The sequence below is a fragment of the Pseudomonas sp. Q12-87 genome (assembly GCF_001269755.1).
Classification (GTDB): Bacteria; Pseudomonadota; Gammaproteobacteria; order Pseudomonadales; family Pseudomonadaceae; genus Aquipseudomonas; species Aquipseudomonas fluorescens_S.
The window spans coordinates 194,311-209,640 of sequence record NZ_LHVI01000013.1 but is presented as its reverse complement, the minus strand read 5'-3'; the positions used below and the strand labels follow the sequence as shown (position 1 = coordinate 209,640).

At 62.1% G+C, this 15,330-nt stretch carries 11 protein-coding genes and 1 pseudogene; 5 read left to right on the top strand and 7 right to left on the bottom strand.

Annotation, left to right across the window (positions count from 1 at the left end):
* Position 1 precedes the first annotated feature (1 nt).
* Together AD663_RS08840 and AD663_RS08835 are read right to left on the bottom strand one after the other, a co-directional pair.
* The gene (locus tag AD663_RS08840; RefSeq protein WP_053213583.1) at positions 2-1,471 is read right to left on the bottom strand and encodes an efflux transporter outer membrane subunit; all 1,470 of its coding nucleotides are present in this window, start codon (positions 1,469-1,471) and stop codon (positions 2-4) included.
* Positions 1,468-1,941 carry a MarR family winged helix-turn-helix transcriptional regulator gene (locus tag AD663_RS08835; protein WP_053213582.1) on the bottom strand — a complete coding sequence of 158 codons (474 nt, stop codon included), beginning with the start codon at positions 1,939-1,941 and terminating at the stop codon, positions 1,468-1,470. Before AD663_RS08835 ends, AD663_RS08840 begins: the two co-directional genes overlap by 4 nt.
* 115 nt (positions 1,942-2,056) lie before the next feature.
* On the opposite strand from AD663_RS08835, the pseudogene AD663_RS29275 reads away from it, so the two are divergent.
* A pseudogene (locus tag AD663_RS29275) lies at positions 2,057-2,143 on the top strand (metal ABC transporter ATP-binding protein); the annotation flags it as partial.
* 20 nt (positions 2,144-2,163) lie between these two features.
* Here AD663_RS29275 and AD663_RS08830 read toward each other — a convergent pair.
* The 3 genes from AD663_RS08830 to AD663_RS08820 form a co-directional block, all read right to left on the bottom strand.
* Positions 2,164-5,838 (bottom strand): translocation/assembly module TamB domain-containing protein, encoded by a 3,675-nt coding sequence (locus AD663_RS08830; RefSeq protein ID WP_053213581.1) that lies wholly within the window; start codon positions 5,836-5,838, stop codon positions 2,164-2,166.
* Positions 5,835-7,562, bottom strand: a complete 1,728-nt coding sequence (locus AD663_RS08825) for an autotransporter assembly complex family protein (RefSeq protein WP_053213580.1) — start codon at positions 7,560-7,562, stop codon at positions 5,835-5,837. The genes AD663_RS08830 and AD663_RS08825 overlap by 4 nt, the downstream gene beginning before the upstream one ends.
* A gap of 65 nt (positions 7,563-7,627) precedes the next feature.
* The gene (locus AD663_RS08820; RefSeq protein ID WP_003179907.1) at positions 7,628-8,278 is read right to left on the bottom strand and encodes an N-acetyltransferase; all 651 of its coding nucleotides are present in this window, start codon (positions 8,276-8,278) and stop codon (positions 7,628-7,630) included.
* A gap of 177 nt (positions 8,279-8,455) precedes the next feature.
* Here AD663_RS08820 and xthA point away from each other — a divergent pair, with 177 nt between their 5' ends.
* The 3 genes from xthA to AD663_RS08805 all read left to right on the top strand — a co-directional run bounded on the left by xthA (position 8,456) and on the right by AD663_RS08805 (position 11,528).
* Entirely contained in the window at positions 8,456-9,268 is an 813-nt protein-coding gene (gene xthA / locus AD663_RS08815) for an exodeoxyribonuclease III (protein WP_003179906.1), read from the top strand.
* A 215-nt stretch (positions 9,269-9,483) separates the two neighbouring features.
* On the top strand, positions 9,484-10,818 hold the full coding sequence (locus tag AD663_RS08810; protein ID WP_157062711.1) for a substrate-binding domain-containing protein: 1,335 nt from the start codon (positions 9,484-9,486) through the stop codon (positions 10,816-10,818).
* A gap of 356 nt (positions 10,819-11,174) precedes the next feature.
* The gene (locus AD663_RS08805; RefSeq protein ID WP_003179902.1) at positions 11,175-11,528 is read left to right on the top strand and encodes a DUF6124 family protein; all 354 of its coding nucleotides are present in this window, start codon (positions 11,175-11,177) and stop codon (positions 11,526-11,528) included.
* A 157-nt stretch (positions 11,529-11,685) separates the two neighbouring features.
* Here AD663_RS08805 and AD663_RS08800 read toward each other — a convergent pair whose 3' ends face one another.
* On the bottom strand, positions 11,686-12,924 hold the full coding sequence (locus tag AD663_RS08800; RefSeq protein ID WP_053213579.1) for a M20/M25/M40 family metallo-hydrolase: 1,239 nt from the start codon (positions 12,922-12,924) through the stop codon (positions 11,686-11,688).
* A 90-nt stretch (positions 12,925-13,014) separates the two neighbouring features.
* Positions 13,015-14,100 (bottom strand): diguanylate cyclase, encoded by a 1,086-nt coding sequence (locus AD663_RS08795; protein ID WP_053213578.1) that lies wholly within the window; start codon positions 14,098-14,100, stop codon positions 13,015-13,017.
* 260 nt (positions 14,101-14,360) lie between these two features.
* Here AD663_RS08795 and AD663_RS08790 point away from each other — a divergent pair, with 260 nt between their 5' ends.
* Positions 14,361-15,290 (top strand): alpha/beta fold hydrolase, encoded by a 930-nt coding sequence (locus tag AD663_RS08790; RefSeq protein ID WP_053213577.1) that lies wholly within the window; start codon positions 14,361-14,363, stop codon positions 15,288-15,290.
* Positions 15,291-15,330: the final 40 nt, after the last annotated feature.

Sequence of the window (15,330 nt, the reverse complement as noted above, 5' to 3'; positions counted from 1 at the left end):
ATCAGTTATTCGGCGCAGTGGAGGCCGGTGTGGCCGCGGCCAAGGCCTGGGTATCGAAACCACCGCCCAGGGCCTGCATCAGTTGGATCGACAAATCGATCTGCTCGGCATTCAGGTTCGCCAGTTGGCGCTGGGCCTGGAGCAGTTGCTGCTCGATGCTCAGCACGTCCAGGTAATTACCGATGCCCGAGCCGTAGCGCTGGACCACGGTGTCGTAAGAGTTCTGGGCAATATCGGTGGCATGTTGCTGGGCGCCGATCTGGCGGGCGATGTCGCGCAACTGGTTGATGGTGTCGCTGACATCCCCAAGCGCCCTGACCAGGCTCTGGTTGTATTGCGCCACCGCCAGGTCATAGTCGGCATCCCGGGCATCCAGGTCCGCCCGCAGGCGTCCGCCGTCGAAGATCGGCAGCGACACCGTGGGCGCCACGTTGAAGAACCGGCTGGCCGAGCCGAACATCGCATCTCCAAGCAAGGACCGTGTTCCCGCCGCCGCACTCAGGTTGAGATTGGGGTAGAAATTGGTCTTGCCGGCCTCGATGTTCTTGCTGGCCGCCTCGACTCGCCAGCGTGCCGCGACCAGGTCCGGACGCCGACCCAGCAACTCGGCTGGCAGGTTCGACGGCAACGCCACTGCGCTGGCCTGCAACACGTTGGGCCGGGCAATTTCATTGCCGCGGTCCGGGCCCTTGCCCAGCAATACAGCCAGGGCGATTTTCGCGCTCTGCAGACGTTTTTCCGCGTCGATGCGCGTCGCATCGGCGCTGGCTTCCAGGCTTTCGGTCTGCTGGAACTGGTACTCGCTGTCGATCCCGGCATTCAGGCGACGCCTGCCCAGGTCGAGCATCTGCCGCGTGCGCTTGAGGTCCTCGGAAGCCAAGTCATAAATGATATGGGCCTGGCCCAGGTCGCTGTAGGCCCGGGCCACATCGGCGGCGAGAGTCAGTTGCGCGGCCTGGCGGTCGATCTCGGCGGCACGGGCCTGGCCCAACGCGGCCTCCCAGGCAGCACGCTGGCCGCCCCAGAGATCGAAGTTGTAGTTGAAATCCACACCCAGCGTGCGCAGGGTGCTGTATGCCCCGCCCTGCCCGCTCGGGTCCTGGTCACGGGACAGACGCGAACGGCTGACGCCACCACTGGCGTCCAGTGTCGGCATGCGCGCCGCATTGGCCGCATAGGCAGCGGCACTGGCCTGATGAACCCGGGCGCTGGCGACCTGCATGTCCGGACTGTCGCGCAATGCTTCACGGATCAGACCATCGAGTTGCGGATCGCCAAGGCTTTTCCACCAGTCGCTTTTCGGCCATGCCGCCGGCGACAGCGTGACGCCGTTCAACGACTGCCCGGCCTTGAGGCTCTGGGCCTGGAGGCTGACACCCTCGGTCTTCAGGCCACTGTAGCTGGCGCAGCCGGCCAGGCTCATGGCCAGCAACACCAGGCTCAATTGGGAACGCAAGGTTCTACGCTTCATTTCTCCCCCATTCGCGACACAGTGATGGGGTCACCCGCGGCGAGCAGAATTTTCTTAAGGATCTGTTCGAGGATTTTCAGCTCCTCGGGGCTGATGGCGCCGGCCAACTGGTTCATGGCTTGGGCGCCGATGTACGGCAGGCGATCAGCGAGGGCCTGGCCGGCCTCGGTCAGCACCAGGCGCACTTGACGGCGGTCCTGGGCGGAACGCTCGCGGGCGAGGAAACCTTTCTGTTCCAGGCGATCGAGCATCCGCGTCATCGAACCGCTGTCCAGGGACAGGTAGCGACACAGCTCGGCCGGCGTCTCGATACCGTACTGGGCCATTATGATCAGGACCTTGAACTGCGCGGCGGTGATGCCGACGGGTTCCATGTGGGTATCGATGATCCGATCCTTGAGCAGCGCAGTGCGTCCGAGCAGCATGCCGAGATGGCAATTGTGAAAGTTGTCTGGCGTGAAATGCTTCATCTGACCACCGTTTGCTGCCTAGGCAGTGAATGTATGTCGAGATATTACTGCTTAGGCAGCAAATGTCAAATAAATAGTTAGCTTGCTACTAACTGACAGACAAACGTAGAGAAATGTGGGAGCGGGCTTGCTCGCGAAGGCGTTAGATCAGTCAACTCATCTGTTAAATGACACACCGCATTCGCGAGCAAGCCCGCTCCCACATTGATGTGGTGAAAGGGTTCAGAAATCGCGCTTGTAGAAGATATCCAGCGAACTGGCGACGCCGCTGGCGGCCTCCAGATAGACCTTCTTGCTGAGCTTGTAGCGCAGGGCAATGGTGTTGGCCGGCTCGAACACACCGACGCCATAACGCAAGCTGAGTTTCTCCGACAGATTACCGCTGGCGACCACGCTGGTGGCCTCGCCGCTGCCCTGGGTGTCGAGCTGGAAATCCTCGATCCCCAGATTATTGGCAAGGCTGGTGGTCACGCCCGAGCTCCCCATCAACCCCAGGCCCAACGCCGCCTGGGCGAGCATGTTGTTGTCTTCGCCCGTGGTACTCAGCGGCCGGCCCAGCACCAGGTAGGACAAGGCCTGCTCCTGGCTCATCGCCGGTTCCGAGAAAATCTGCGTGGTCGGCTGCTCGGCGCTGCCGCTCAGGCGGATGCCGGCGATTACATCGTCGGTCTGGCGGATCGCTTCGATGTCCAGGTACGGCTGATCGATGGGCCCGGCGAACAGCAGCCGTGCCCGACGCACCGTCAGCCGCTGCCCATAGGCCCGGTAACGACCGTCGTTGAGCCAGAGCTCGCCACGGGTGTCGAGGTTGTCGCCGATGTGCACCTGGCCCTGCACGTTGGCCGTCAGCCCGAACCCGGAAAAGGCCAGTTTCTCTTGGCCGACGATCACATCGATGTCCATCGCCATGGCGATCGGTGTCTTGCCCTCCTCGGTCTGGTGGCCGACGATCACCGTGTCATCCGACACCTTGACGGTAGACGGCGGCAACTCACGGACGGTGATCTCGCCCTTGGGCACCAAGACCTTGCCAGCAATCGAAAGCCGCTCGCCGTGCATCGTGATGTTGAGGTCGGGCGCCACGTCCAGTACCGCATACGGCTCGACCGTGACCGGCAGTTGCGAGCCCTTGAGCGCCAGGTCCAGGGACAGGGCTTCGCCCCAGCCAATATTCCCCTTCAGCGTGCCCTGCCCGCTCTTGCCGCTTTTCCAGTCGCCATCCAACCGTACCGTTTCCCCGGCAATCATTGCCCGCACCTGCAAGGCTTCGAGGCTGACCGGCAGTTCAGGGCCCGACACTTCACCGTCGCTGAGCGTCAGGTTGCCGTTGACCTGGGGCTCAAGCAAACCACCGGACAAGGTGCCACTGCCATTCAGATGGCCGGTCAGGGTTTCCACCATCGGCACGAACGGCCGAGCCACGGACAGGTCCAGGCCGGTCAGGCGGAACGAACCGCTCAACGGCTTGCTGGCCGGCAGTGGGTTGATCTGCGTTTGAAGCATCAATTCGCCAAGCCTGGCACCGACGAAATTCAGGCGGGTGTCGATGCGTTTCGAGGTCAGGCGGCTGTCGAGCGTCAAGGTCTGGTACGGGAAGTCCAGCCACTGCTCCTTGTCCCGGATCCGCAGGGTCCCGCCGCTGGCATCCACCAAAATCTGGCCATTTGGCCCGCTGGCCGGCAGGTCCAGTTGCAGGTCGGCATTGAGGCGGCCCTGCCAGGCGAAATCCTTGGGCATCCACTGGGCCAGGCTTTCGATGGGGAACTGCTTGAGGTGATAACGCAGCTTGGGCTCCGGCATCAGGCGCTGGTCTTCACCACACAGGCTGGCCGGGCCGGAACGCCAGCAATGGGCGCCGATGCTGAGTGTACCGTTGGCCAGGCGTTCCAGCTTCGCCGGGGCTTGCAGGCGCCAATCCTGACCGCCGGCCTGGACCTCGCCACTGGCCAGGCGCCCGCGCCAGTTGCCTTGGTCGAGCATGCCGTCGAGCACCAGGCTGGTGTCGAGTTGCGGCCCTTGCAGGTCCAGGCTGAGTTTTTGCTGGCGGATGTCGCCCTGCCCGCTTACCGTCAGCACGCCCAGCGAGGTTTCACCGGCGCGGATGCCGCTGGCCTTGAGATCGACTTTGCCCCGTTGCGCACTGTCGAGCGTCGCGTCCAGATTAAGGCTTTGCAGGTGATTGTCCTGGAATGCCAGCTGCGAGCCTTGCAGGCCGAGCTTGCCTTGGGGCACCTTCAGCGTACCGGCCACGTCGACGCGACCGATGACCTGCCCGCGCAATTGCGGCCAGAGCTGGGCCAGGCGCGCAAGCTTGATGTCGATCTGGCCGGTGAGCTTCTGTTGCAGGCTGCCAGTGCCGCTGATGCGGTTGTCGCCCAGGCGGATGTCCAGGGCGCTGAGGTTCCACTGCTCGCCGGTGCCGCTGGCCTTGGCCTGGAACAACGCCGGTTGGCCGCGCAGTTTGCCCTTGAGGTCCAGGTCTGCGTCGAGGCTGAGGGCACCGTTTTGCACCGACCCTTTGCTGCGCAACGGCCCGGCCAACGTACCGGGCAATTCACCAAGCCAGTACGCCGGGTTGATCGCCGACAATTGCAGCGCCGTGTCCCAGGCGATGCCGTTGGCAAACTGCAGGTCCACGTGTCCTTCGGCCTTGCCTTGCCCTGCGGTGAGCTTGAGTTCTGGCAAATGCACTTGCGTCAGGTCGCCGCTGAATGGGCTGCCCAGGCTGAAAGCGCCGGCAGGACCGTCCAGCGCCGCCTGGAAGTTGCCCAGGTATTTGCCATCGGTGTACGAAACTTCCCCGGCGAAACTGCGCAGCGTTACTTGGGGTTCGTCGATCAGCGGATAAAGGCGATGCCAGGGAAAATCCAGCCACGCCACTTTCGCATCGGCGCTCAGGCCTTCACGCCAGTCCAACTGGCCGGTGAGCTTCAGGCTCTGCTGGTCGCCGGCATCAAGATCCAGGCCGGCGATCTGTGCGCCATTGGCGTCGACTGTTCCTTGCAGATGCAGCGCCACCGGCCCTCTCTCGGCCGGTAGCGTTGCCTTGCCGAGCAATTGGTAGCCGTTTTTCAGATCGCCTTCACCGCTCAATTCAAGCTGATTGAGCACCAGCGTGTCCGGCAGGTCGGCGCTGGCCTTGAAGCCGTCGGCGGTGATGCGCACCTTGGCCGGCAGGTTGTCGGCGAGCGGTTGCAGTTCACCGACCAAGTGGCCTTGCAGGTAGCCGCTGCTGTCGGCGTTGAGGTAGAGGGTCTTGAGCAGATCGCCATCGACTTTCAGATCCAGGATCCACGGCGTGGCGCCCGGTGCCGGCAAGGTGAGCTGACCTTCAGCATGCAAAGGCCAATCGCCGCCCGGCTTCAACAACCCGGACAGCTTCAGACTCAGCTCGTCACGCTGCAATTGCACCGAGTCGATCTGCAAGCCCTCGGTGGTCCAGTGGGCGGCCAGTTGCAAGCCTTTGAGCTGTTCGCTGCCGTTGAACAACAAGCTGCCAATCTGCACGTCGCCCAATTCGATGGCGATCGGCAAATCCAGGTCGGGCAAGGTGACGGGGCCGCTGCTTGGCTCATCGGCAGACTCAGGCAATTGCAGACTGACCGTGTCGGCCTTGAGCTGATCGATGCACAACGTCATGCGCGCCAGGCACAGCGGCGACCAGGCGAAGATCAGCCGATCCAGCTCCAATCGACTGGCGTCCTGCTCCCACAACAGGTGATCGGCGCTCCATTGCCCGCCCAATCGTCCCTGGAAATTCTCCACCCTCAGGCCAGGCACAAGGCCCAGGGCCCAACGGCTGCCAAAGCTCGTCCCCAGCACGGTGCTTAACGCCAGTACCGCCACCACCAGCAAACCAGCCAGCGCCAGTAGTGTTCTTTTCAAACCACGCTTCACAGCTCGGGCCCCATGGAAAAGTGCAATCGAATGCCGCCCTCGTCGTCCAGCGCATGGGCCAGGTCGAGGCGGATCGGGCCCACTGGCGACACCCAGCGCACGCCAACGCCTACGCCGGTCTTGAGACTCGGCAGTTCAAGGCTGTTGAAAGAGTTGCCTTGGTCGATGAACGTCGCCACCCGCCATTTTTCCGCGATTGAATATTGATACTCGAGGCTGCCGGCGATCATGTAGCGCCCGCCGATACGGTCGCCCTCGGAATTCTCCGGCGACAGGCTCTGGTAGTCATAACCGCGCACGCTCTGGTCGCCCCCGGCAAAAAAGCGCAGGGACGGCGGGATCGATCTATAGCCATTGGTAGCGCTGCCGCCGACCTGGGCCCGGGCCAGCAGGCGATGTTTGTCGAACACCGTGGTCAGGCCCTTGACCATGGCGGTGCCATATACAAGGTTGTTGTCCGACCCGAGCCCCTCCTTGGCCACCTTGGTGTCGAACTGCAGGCGATAGCCGTTGTGCGGATCGATGCGGTTATCGCTGCGCAAGTAGGAATAGCTGAGGCCCGGCATCAGCAATGTGCTCAGGCCCGAGTCGTCACCGAGGCGGTATTCCTCACGCTGCCACTTGAGCGAGACCACCCGCTGCCAGCCGCTGGACAACTTGCTGTGCCATTCCGGGCCCACGGTCAGCAGCTTGCTGAGAGTGTCGGTGTCGGCCAGTTCTTCATATTGATAACCGCCGGCGTAGCGCATCTTATCGGTCAGCGGCGGGTCGAGCGGCACGTCGTACCACAGGCCGACGTTCTGCCGGGGCGCCGACACCTCCGTCTCCCAGCCGTAACTGTGGCCCTGGGCATTGACCCAGTGGCGCGTCCAGTTGGCCTTGGCGCGCGGGCCGACATCGGTGGAAAACCCCAGGCCCAGGCCCATGGTGCGCGGCTTGCGAGTGTCGAGCTTGACCGCCACCGGGATCACGTTGTCTGTCGCTGCACTGGGCGCCGCGTCCACCCGGACACCTTCGAAATAACCGCTCGATTGCAGGGCCTGGTTGAGCTCGGCAATCAGTTCGGAGTCATACGCGGTACCTGCCTTGAACGGCACCATGCGTTGCAGCAGGTCTTCATCTATTGGGGTATCGCCTTCGAAGTGCACCGGGCCCAGGGTATAACGCGGGCCGCTGTCGTAGATCAACTCGATGTCGGCGATACCCGCCTGGGGATCCACCCTCAATTTCTGGCTGACGAACCGCCCGCTGAAAAACCCGTAGCGCGAGGCCTGGTTCTGGATCAGCCGCTTGGCGTCTTCATAGCGACCATGGTTGAGCACCGCGCCCGGCTTGAGGGCGGCGTTATCGGGTAAGCGAAAAGACTTGAGGGAAGCTGCAGGGCCGTCGACACGCAGGGTGACATTGCGCAGGTGCACAGGCTCGCCGGGGTCGATGGTCAGGATCAGCCGTGGGGTCTTGCCGCCCTTGACCTCGCTGTCGATCTGCGGCTGGTAATAGCCCAGCGCCTGGGCGGCCTTGCGCGCCTGCTCTTCGGCGCCGCGACTGAAGCGCTGCAAGGCCTCCTCGTCACGATCACCCACGCCACCGATGTAGCCCTCTACGTTGGCCTTGAGTGCGTCGTCGGAAGGTTTGACCCGTACATCCAATTCACTTTGTGCCAGCGCCACACAGCTGAGGGACAGCAAGAGCGCGCCACTGGTCATTCGTCCTGGGAAATTCATGGCGCGGATGCTATCACGAGCTTGGGAGCCTGATAGAGCCGGACAGATCCTAAAAGTTCGCCCGATTATGCCGTTGCGCTTTGCAGGACCTGCGGATTGGGATGAAAGAACACATGCTCGCGGATCGGTCCTACTGCCACTTCACCGATTTCCTCATAGCCCTGGCGTTTATAGAATTCCAGATAACGCGGGTTGCCGGTGTCCAGCACCACGCCCTGGGAATGTTCGTCCACCGCGCACCAATTGTGCACTGCCTCAAGTAATTGTTCGCCAAAATGCTGGCCCTGGAATTGAGGATGGACCCCCAGCAACGGCAACACGTGGACGGAATCCGACGGCAGGCACGCAACTACCGCTGCGTGATAATCCAGGTAGCGCCGGGTGCAGCGAAAACCGGTGCTCAACACCATGCGCAAGCGCCAGGCCCAGCTTTCGGTAATGCCTAGGCGTCGTTGTGGTGGGGCGATCAGGGCGATGCCGATCAGGCGATCGTTAACCAGCAGGCCGATGGCCGGCAGGTCCTGGAGAAAATGCTGCTTGACCAGTTCACGCACCGTAGCCCGTACCCGCTGTTCATAACCGGGCCGTTCGGACTCGAACAAGAAGCTGAACGTCGGCTCATGGCGATACGCCTGGTACAGCAATGAACGCGCTTCGCGGGAATAACCGCTGTCGAGCATATGGATGTCGGCAATCGCGGTGGCGGTTTCAGGCATGACGTTGGATCTCCTGGGGCGAGGCTCGGTGAGGCCTTGCTCTTATTGAGTACGAACCCGATTGGGTTGTGATCGTTCCTACATGCAAAGGACATTAGCAGCCCATTTGTCCTACTGCCACGCTGGCTCCCTTCCCACATGTCAGCTAGCATCGCAGTTTTGCCAGGACAGCCGACCATGAAGATCGTCTCCTTCAACATCAACGGGCTGCGCGCCCGTCCCCATCAGCTGGCGGCGCTGATCGAAAAGCACCAGCCGGACGTGATCGGCCTGCAGGAAACCAAGGTCCACGACGAACAATTCCCCCTGGCGGACGTACAGGCCCTGGGTTATCACGTGCATTACCATGGGCAAAAGGGCCACTACGGCGTTGCCCTGCTCTCCCGCCAGGCGCCGCTGAGCCTGCACAAAGGCTTCGAGGGCGATGATGACGACGCCCAACGGCGCTTCATCTGGGGCACCTTCGCCGATGCCAATGGCGTGCCGGTGACGATCATGAACGGTTATTTCCCACAAGGTGAAAGCCGCGATCACCCGACTAAATTCCCCGCCAAGGAGCGTTTCTACAACGACTTGCAGCAGTTGCTGGAAAGCCGATTCAGCAACGACCAGCCCGTGGTGGTGATGGGCGACGTGAACATTTCCCCGGAAGACTGCGACATCGGCATCGGCCCGGACAACATGAAGCGCTGGCTGAAAACCGGCAAGTGCAGCTTCCTGCCGGAAGAGCGCGAATGGATGGCCCGCCTGAAGAACTGGGGCCTGGTGGACAGCTTCCGCCACCTGAACCCGGACGTTACCGACCGCTTCAGCTGGTTCGACTACCGCAGCCGCGGTTTCGAGGACGAACCCAAGCGCGGCCTGCGCATCGACCTGATCCTCACCTCCCATGGCCTGCTGCCACGGGTCAAGGACGCCGGTGTGGACTATGAGCTGCGCGGCATGGAAAAACCTTCGGACCATGCGCCGATCTGGCTGCAACTGGGCTGATCCAAAGCTTCCCGTATCCCTTGTGGGAGCGGGCTTGCCCGCGAAGGCGTCGGCACATCCGGTATGGATGTCAATTGACACACCGCTTTCGCGAGCAAGCCCGCTCCCACAGGGGATTTTCGCTGGGTTTGGTTGATAGTTAGCCCCCCTGTCACCTTTCAGTAACCTCACTGACTTAATCTTCCGGCACTTCCTCGGGTTCAGAAGGTACCGGCATGCGGCTGTGCGTTGTCGTTTTTATCGGCCTCTGGCTGCCGTTCATGGCATGGGCCGGCAATTTGCCTATCCCCGAACACGGCCCTGCCCTGCGCCTTCAAGGCTCCAACACCATCGGCGCGGCACTGGGGCCAGCCCTGGCCAAGGGTTTGATGGAGGCTCAAGGATTGCTCAGGGTGAGCAGCGAAATCACCGGGCGCGACAATGAACAGCGCATTGTCGGCCAGACCGCCGATGGCCGGCGCGTGACAATCGACATCGCGGCCCACGGTTCCAGCACCGGCTTCGCCGCCCTCAAGCAGGCCAGCGCCGACCTGGCCGCCTCGTCCCGACCGATCAAGGACAGCGAACTGAAGGACCTGTCCTCCCTCGGCGATCTGAAAAGTCCCACCGCCGAGCAGGTCATCGCCATCGATGGCCTGGCGATTATTCTTCATCCACAAAATCCGCTGCGTCAGCTCGATACTGTCCAGTTGGCGCGGATATTCAGCGGCGAAGCCAGAACCTGGGAGTCGGTGGGCGGCGTCGGCGGGGCGATTCATCTTTATGCTCGGGATGAACAATCCGGCACCTACGACACCTTCAAGGAACTGGTGCTCAACCGACAGGCAAAACGGCTGGATCCTACAGCGCGGCGCTTCGAGTCCAGCGAACAGTTGTCCGACGCGGTCAGCCAGGACCCGCAAGGCATCGGTTTCATCGGCTTACCCTACGTGCGCCAGGCCAAGGCGCTGGCGATTATCGACGGCAATTCCCAGCCCATGTTGCCGTTGAATCATTTAATCGCCACCGAGGACTATCCCCTGTCCCGGCGCCTGTTCTTTTATTTGCCACCCCTGGAGGCGAATCCGTGGGCCGAGGCACTGGTCGAGTTCACACAGAGCGATAAGGGCCAAGCCATCGTCGCGGCCAACGGGTTTGTCGCCCAGACCGTCCAGGCCATGACCGTCACGCCCAATGCCTTGATGCCCGAGGGTTACCAGGCCTTGAGCCGCCGGGCCCAGCGACTGAGCGTGAATTTTCGCTTCGAAGAAGGCAGCGCCAGCCTCGACAACAAGGCCCATCAAGACCTGAGCCGCGTGCTCGACTATATAAAGCAGCACGGCAAAACCGACCGACGTGTGACGCTGGTGGGGTTTGGCGACGCCAAGGACGACCCGGCGCGGGCGGACCTGTTGTCCAAATTGCGGGCCATGGCGGTGCGGCGGGAACTGGTCAAGTACGGCGTGACCCTGCGCGAAGTCCGCGGCTTCGGCGCGCTGATGCCGGTGGCGGCTAATAATGAAGACGAAGGACGGGTCAGGAATCGGCGGGTGGAGGTTTGGGTCTACTAAAATCCCAAGGCCGGGTGTTTATCCAGCTGACTTCAATGTAGGACCGGGCTACCTCGCCTTGCGCCATTGCCTACAACTACGCCAGAATCCGCCGGCTTGTGCGCCTGGAGGCCCGGCTTTATCGTTTCCCGGTCGCTGACAAATCAGCGATCGGGTTTGGTAGCCCGGGTTGTCGGTGCATAGCGTCACCCTCCGCAAGTGCAGTCATGCACTTCGCTTTTTGGTGGCCATGCGCAGGGCCTCTTCGGAGGCGCCGGCTCCGATGCCCGGTCTACCAACCTTCGTATGGCCACCACCCAATTCGTTTGGTAGCGAGCAGGTGATGGCTCCTTTTCAAATGCATCGGAGCTTCAACTATGTTCAAAGTAACCCCCAACCCGCCAGACACCGATCCGACTTCGCCACGCAAAAAACCGCACCCCAAAAAACGCGACAAAGCCGCCGACCGCGCCCTCGACTACTACCTCAAGCCCAAAACCAACAAGACCGAGGCTGATCCCGACCAACTCTTCACTGTCATCAACGGTGTCGACACCGAATCCCTGCTCGCCAATCTCAGCGAAACCCTGGCCTCGGCCAATGCCATGGTCAACGACCTGGCCTTCGAGCTGGACGGTTCGAGACGTCATGTTGCCCTGGGCATCCAGCAATTGATCGAACTGAGCGGACTACTGGCCAACCGCGCGCTGGACAACGTCGAAGCGCGCTAGCCGCAGCAGCACATTCCCCTGTGGGAGCGAGCTTGCTCGCGAAGGCGGTGTGTCAGTCAACACTTGATCGACAGACAGATCGCTTTCGCGAGCAGGCTCGCTCCCACAGGTTTCGAGGCGTTCACTCTATGAATGTTCGACGTTACGACATAGCGCGTTACCGCCCCGCCAACTCCATGATCATCCGCGACAGCAGATAGATCCTGGGCACCACGCTCTCAACCTCGGCATATTCCTCCGGCGTGTGAATATTACCTCCGACAATGCCAAAGCCATCCAGTGTCGGCGTCCCAACCCCGGCCGACAGGCTGGCGTCCGCCGCGCCGCCGCTGCCTTCTTCGGTGAGTTTGCGCCCCAGTTCACCGTAGATGCCTTGGGCCATGGCCATCAGGCGATCCGATTCCGCCGTCTGCGGCATCGGCGGCAGGCCGCGCTTGAGGCTGGTGGTGACTTCGGTGTCGGCGATGAGCTTGTCCTGCGACACCCGGGCCAGGTCTTTTTCGATGCGGTCGAATTCTTCCGGCACCGCTGCCCGTACATCGGCCTTGGCGCTGGCTTTGTCGGGGATCACGTTGGTCCGGTCGCCGGCCTGGAGCACCGTGAAGTTGATGGTGGTTTTCTTTTCCGCGTCGCCGAGCTTGCCCAGTTGCAGGATCTGGTGTGCCGCTTCCATCGCCGCGTTGCGCCCCAGTTCCGGCGCGACACCGGCGTGGGACGCCTTGCCCTTGACCTCAACCAGCGCCGTGGCACTGCCTTTGCGCCAGACCACCAGGCCATCCGCCGGACGACCCGGTTCAAGGTTCAGGGTCACGTCATGGGCCTTGGCGGTTTTCTTGATCAGGTCGGTGGCGGCGTCCGAGCCGGTTTCTTCACTGGCATCGAGCAGGAAGGTGATCTGCGCGTAGTTCTTGAAGTCGAGGTTCTTGAGGATTTTCAAGGCATAGATGCCCGCGACGATGCCGCCCTTGTCGTCCATCACGCCCGGCCCGTAGGCCCGGCCGTCCTTGATGTGGAAGGGACGCTCGGCGGCCGAGCCCTCCTTGAACACCGTGTCCATGTGCGCCATCAGCAGGATTTTCGCCTTACCGGTGCCCTTGAGGGTCGCCAGGATGTGCTGGGTGCCGTCCGAGTTCGGCACCTTCTCGATGGTGGCGCCGAGTTTTTTCAATTCTTCGATGGCAATGTCGCCCACCTGGGTCAGCCCGGGCACATACCCGGAGCCGGAATCGATGTTCACCAGCCGCTCGAGCAGTTTCAGCGCCTCGCCCTTGGACTGTTCGGCATCGGCCAGGACTTGTTGATGGGGTTGCGCAAACGCGCTGGGAAGGAAGGCGCCAAGGGCCAGGCTCAGGCCAAAACTTGCGGCCAGACGGGAGCGAAAAGGGGTGATCGTCATGATGTCATCCTTGTTTCGTGTCGGAGAGTGCCCTGGCAACCCTACCCGACATTCCGCCAAGGCTCTAGACCGCAAGTCTCGTTGATCGCCTCAAAGAGGAACGGCCGATGCCCCCAACACGGGTCGGATCCGATGAGACGTGACCCGGTTGCGCCCGGTGGTCTTGGCTTCATAAAGCGCCTGGTCGGCGTCGTTGAGCCAGAGAGTGGCGTCGCTATAGTCCGGGTTGAAGGCCGCCAGGCCAATGCTCAAGCGGACCTTCAGCCCCGGGTTCTGCTCGTAGCCAAGCATCGCGAAACGCTCGCGCAAACCGTCCATGGCGTGCATCGCATTAGCCAGGGTCAGGTCCGGCAGAATCACACAGAACTCATCCCCGCCGTAGCGCCCCGCCAGATCGGCGGCTCGCAGATTCTGCCTGAGCATCTTGCCGAGCCGACGCAGCACGATGTCGCCCGCCACATGCCCGTAGGTGTCGTTGATGGCTTTGAAATGGTCGATGTCGATCAACGCAATCGCGCCGCGCCCTGCCCCGTCCGCAGGATGACGCAGGCAACGCTGGAATTCCTCGTTGAGGCGGTCTTTCCAGGCGCCATGGTTGAGCAGCCCGGTCAGGCTGTCGGTGCGGCTCAGGGCCAACAATTCGCGTTTTTGCCGGCCAAGGGTATAGGCCTGGCGAAAGCAGATCCAACCCAGCGCCATCGGATACAGGCACAGCAAGGGTAAACAGGCGTAGATCTGTGCCGGGCTGGTCATGGGAACGTAGGCCAGCGGGAATATCACCCCGCCCACGACGATGCCGGCGATTTGCGCCGCCGCCCCGGCAATGAGGAAACGCAGGCCACCGATAGCGACGTTGTTCATCGCCATCATCGCCAATGTGACGGCCGTGGGCAGCGGATTGAACTGCATCGCCGCGACCCAGAAACCGCCAAGCAGCGCATCGATCAACAGGTTGCGGTGTTCGGCGTGGTACGGCACGGCGCTCTGACGGGCCCAGCAATACGACAGATGCGGCCAGACCAAGCCATTGAACAGCATCAAGCCCCAGACCCACCGCGGCGGGTCAAGTGGATACATGGCGGCACTGACCAGCAACAACCCCAGCGTCAGGCCCAGGATGCGCGAGATATAGAGCCTCCTGGCCAACGACAGTCCCTTTTTTCCCGTTGTTTGCATACAGGCCTCTGCACGGCGGGTCTCCCGAATCATCGGGATAGGGTTGTCTGGAGTCTATCAGGGCACCATCAAATAGCCATCAACGAATGCAGGGTTATTTATTCTCTTCCAAAAGCGGGACTCTGGCCGGATTTTGGCTATATATGACAAGGGGGTTATTGGGCAACGATGTTCCCGGGTTTGAGCTTCACTTATCACTGCCTGGCCTGCGGGCCCAGGTTGGCCGAGCACATTGCGTCCTGACCCATGGAGGGTAAAACATGCTGGTGTTGTGGGTAGTCCTAGCCGTGTTTATCGCCTGGAGCTGGTTGACGTATCCAGGCATAGGCCATGTCCTCTACGACATGGGCATGGCCTTGGAGGCACGCCTCTATCGGCTGCACAAGATCACCGTGCCCATCAGCGAGATGACCGTATCGACCTGGCAGGGTGGGCCTTATGAGGCGCCCGGCAGCATCCTGATGCTGCACGGCTACAGCGCCGATAAAAACCTCTGGCTGCGCTTTGCCCGGCATTTTGTCGGTGACTATCGAGTGGTGGTGCCCGACCTGGCCGGCCATGGCGAAACCGGCTTCAAGGCCGGGGGTGGCTATGACATCCCGACCCAGGCCCGGCGCGTCATCGAACTGCTCGACGCCTGCGGCCTGGACAAGGTCCATGTCATCGGCAATTCCATGGGCGGTTACCTTGCCGCTTGGCTGGCGGCGACCGCGCCGGAGCGGGTATTGACCCTGGCGCTGATCGATCCGGCCGGCGTCACCGCCCCCCAGGCCAGCGACATGGAGCGCCACCTGGCCGCCGGGCATAACCCATTCCTGGTGGATTCGCGAGACGACTTTGCGCCGTTCTACGCAATGACCATGGCCTCGCCACCCTGGGTACCCAGCGTGGTGCTGGCGGCCATGGCCGAGCGCTACGAACAGCGCCGGGACGAACTGGCGGAAATCTTCGTGGACTTTCGCGCCAGCCCGCCAATGGAACCTCGCTTGGCCGATATCCGCGCCCCGTCGCTGCTGCTCTGGGGCCGCAAGGATCGGCTGATCGACGTCAGCAGCGTGCCGGTGTGGAGCAAGGGCATCACCGATTTGCGGGTGGAGATCTGGGACGGCGTCGGCCACATGCCGATGGTTGAACGGCCGGGGAAAACCGCAGCGTTGTATCGAGAATTTCTCAAGGGATTGGGGCAATGATCCCAATAAAAGCAATACCACGGGTCACCGTTTTCGAAGG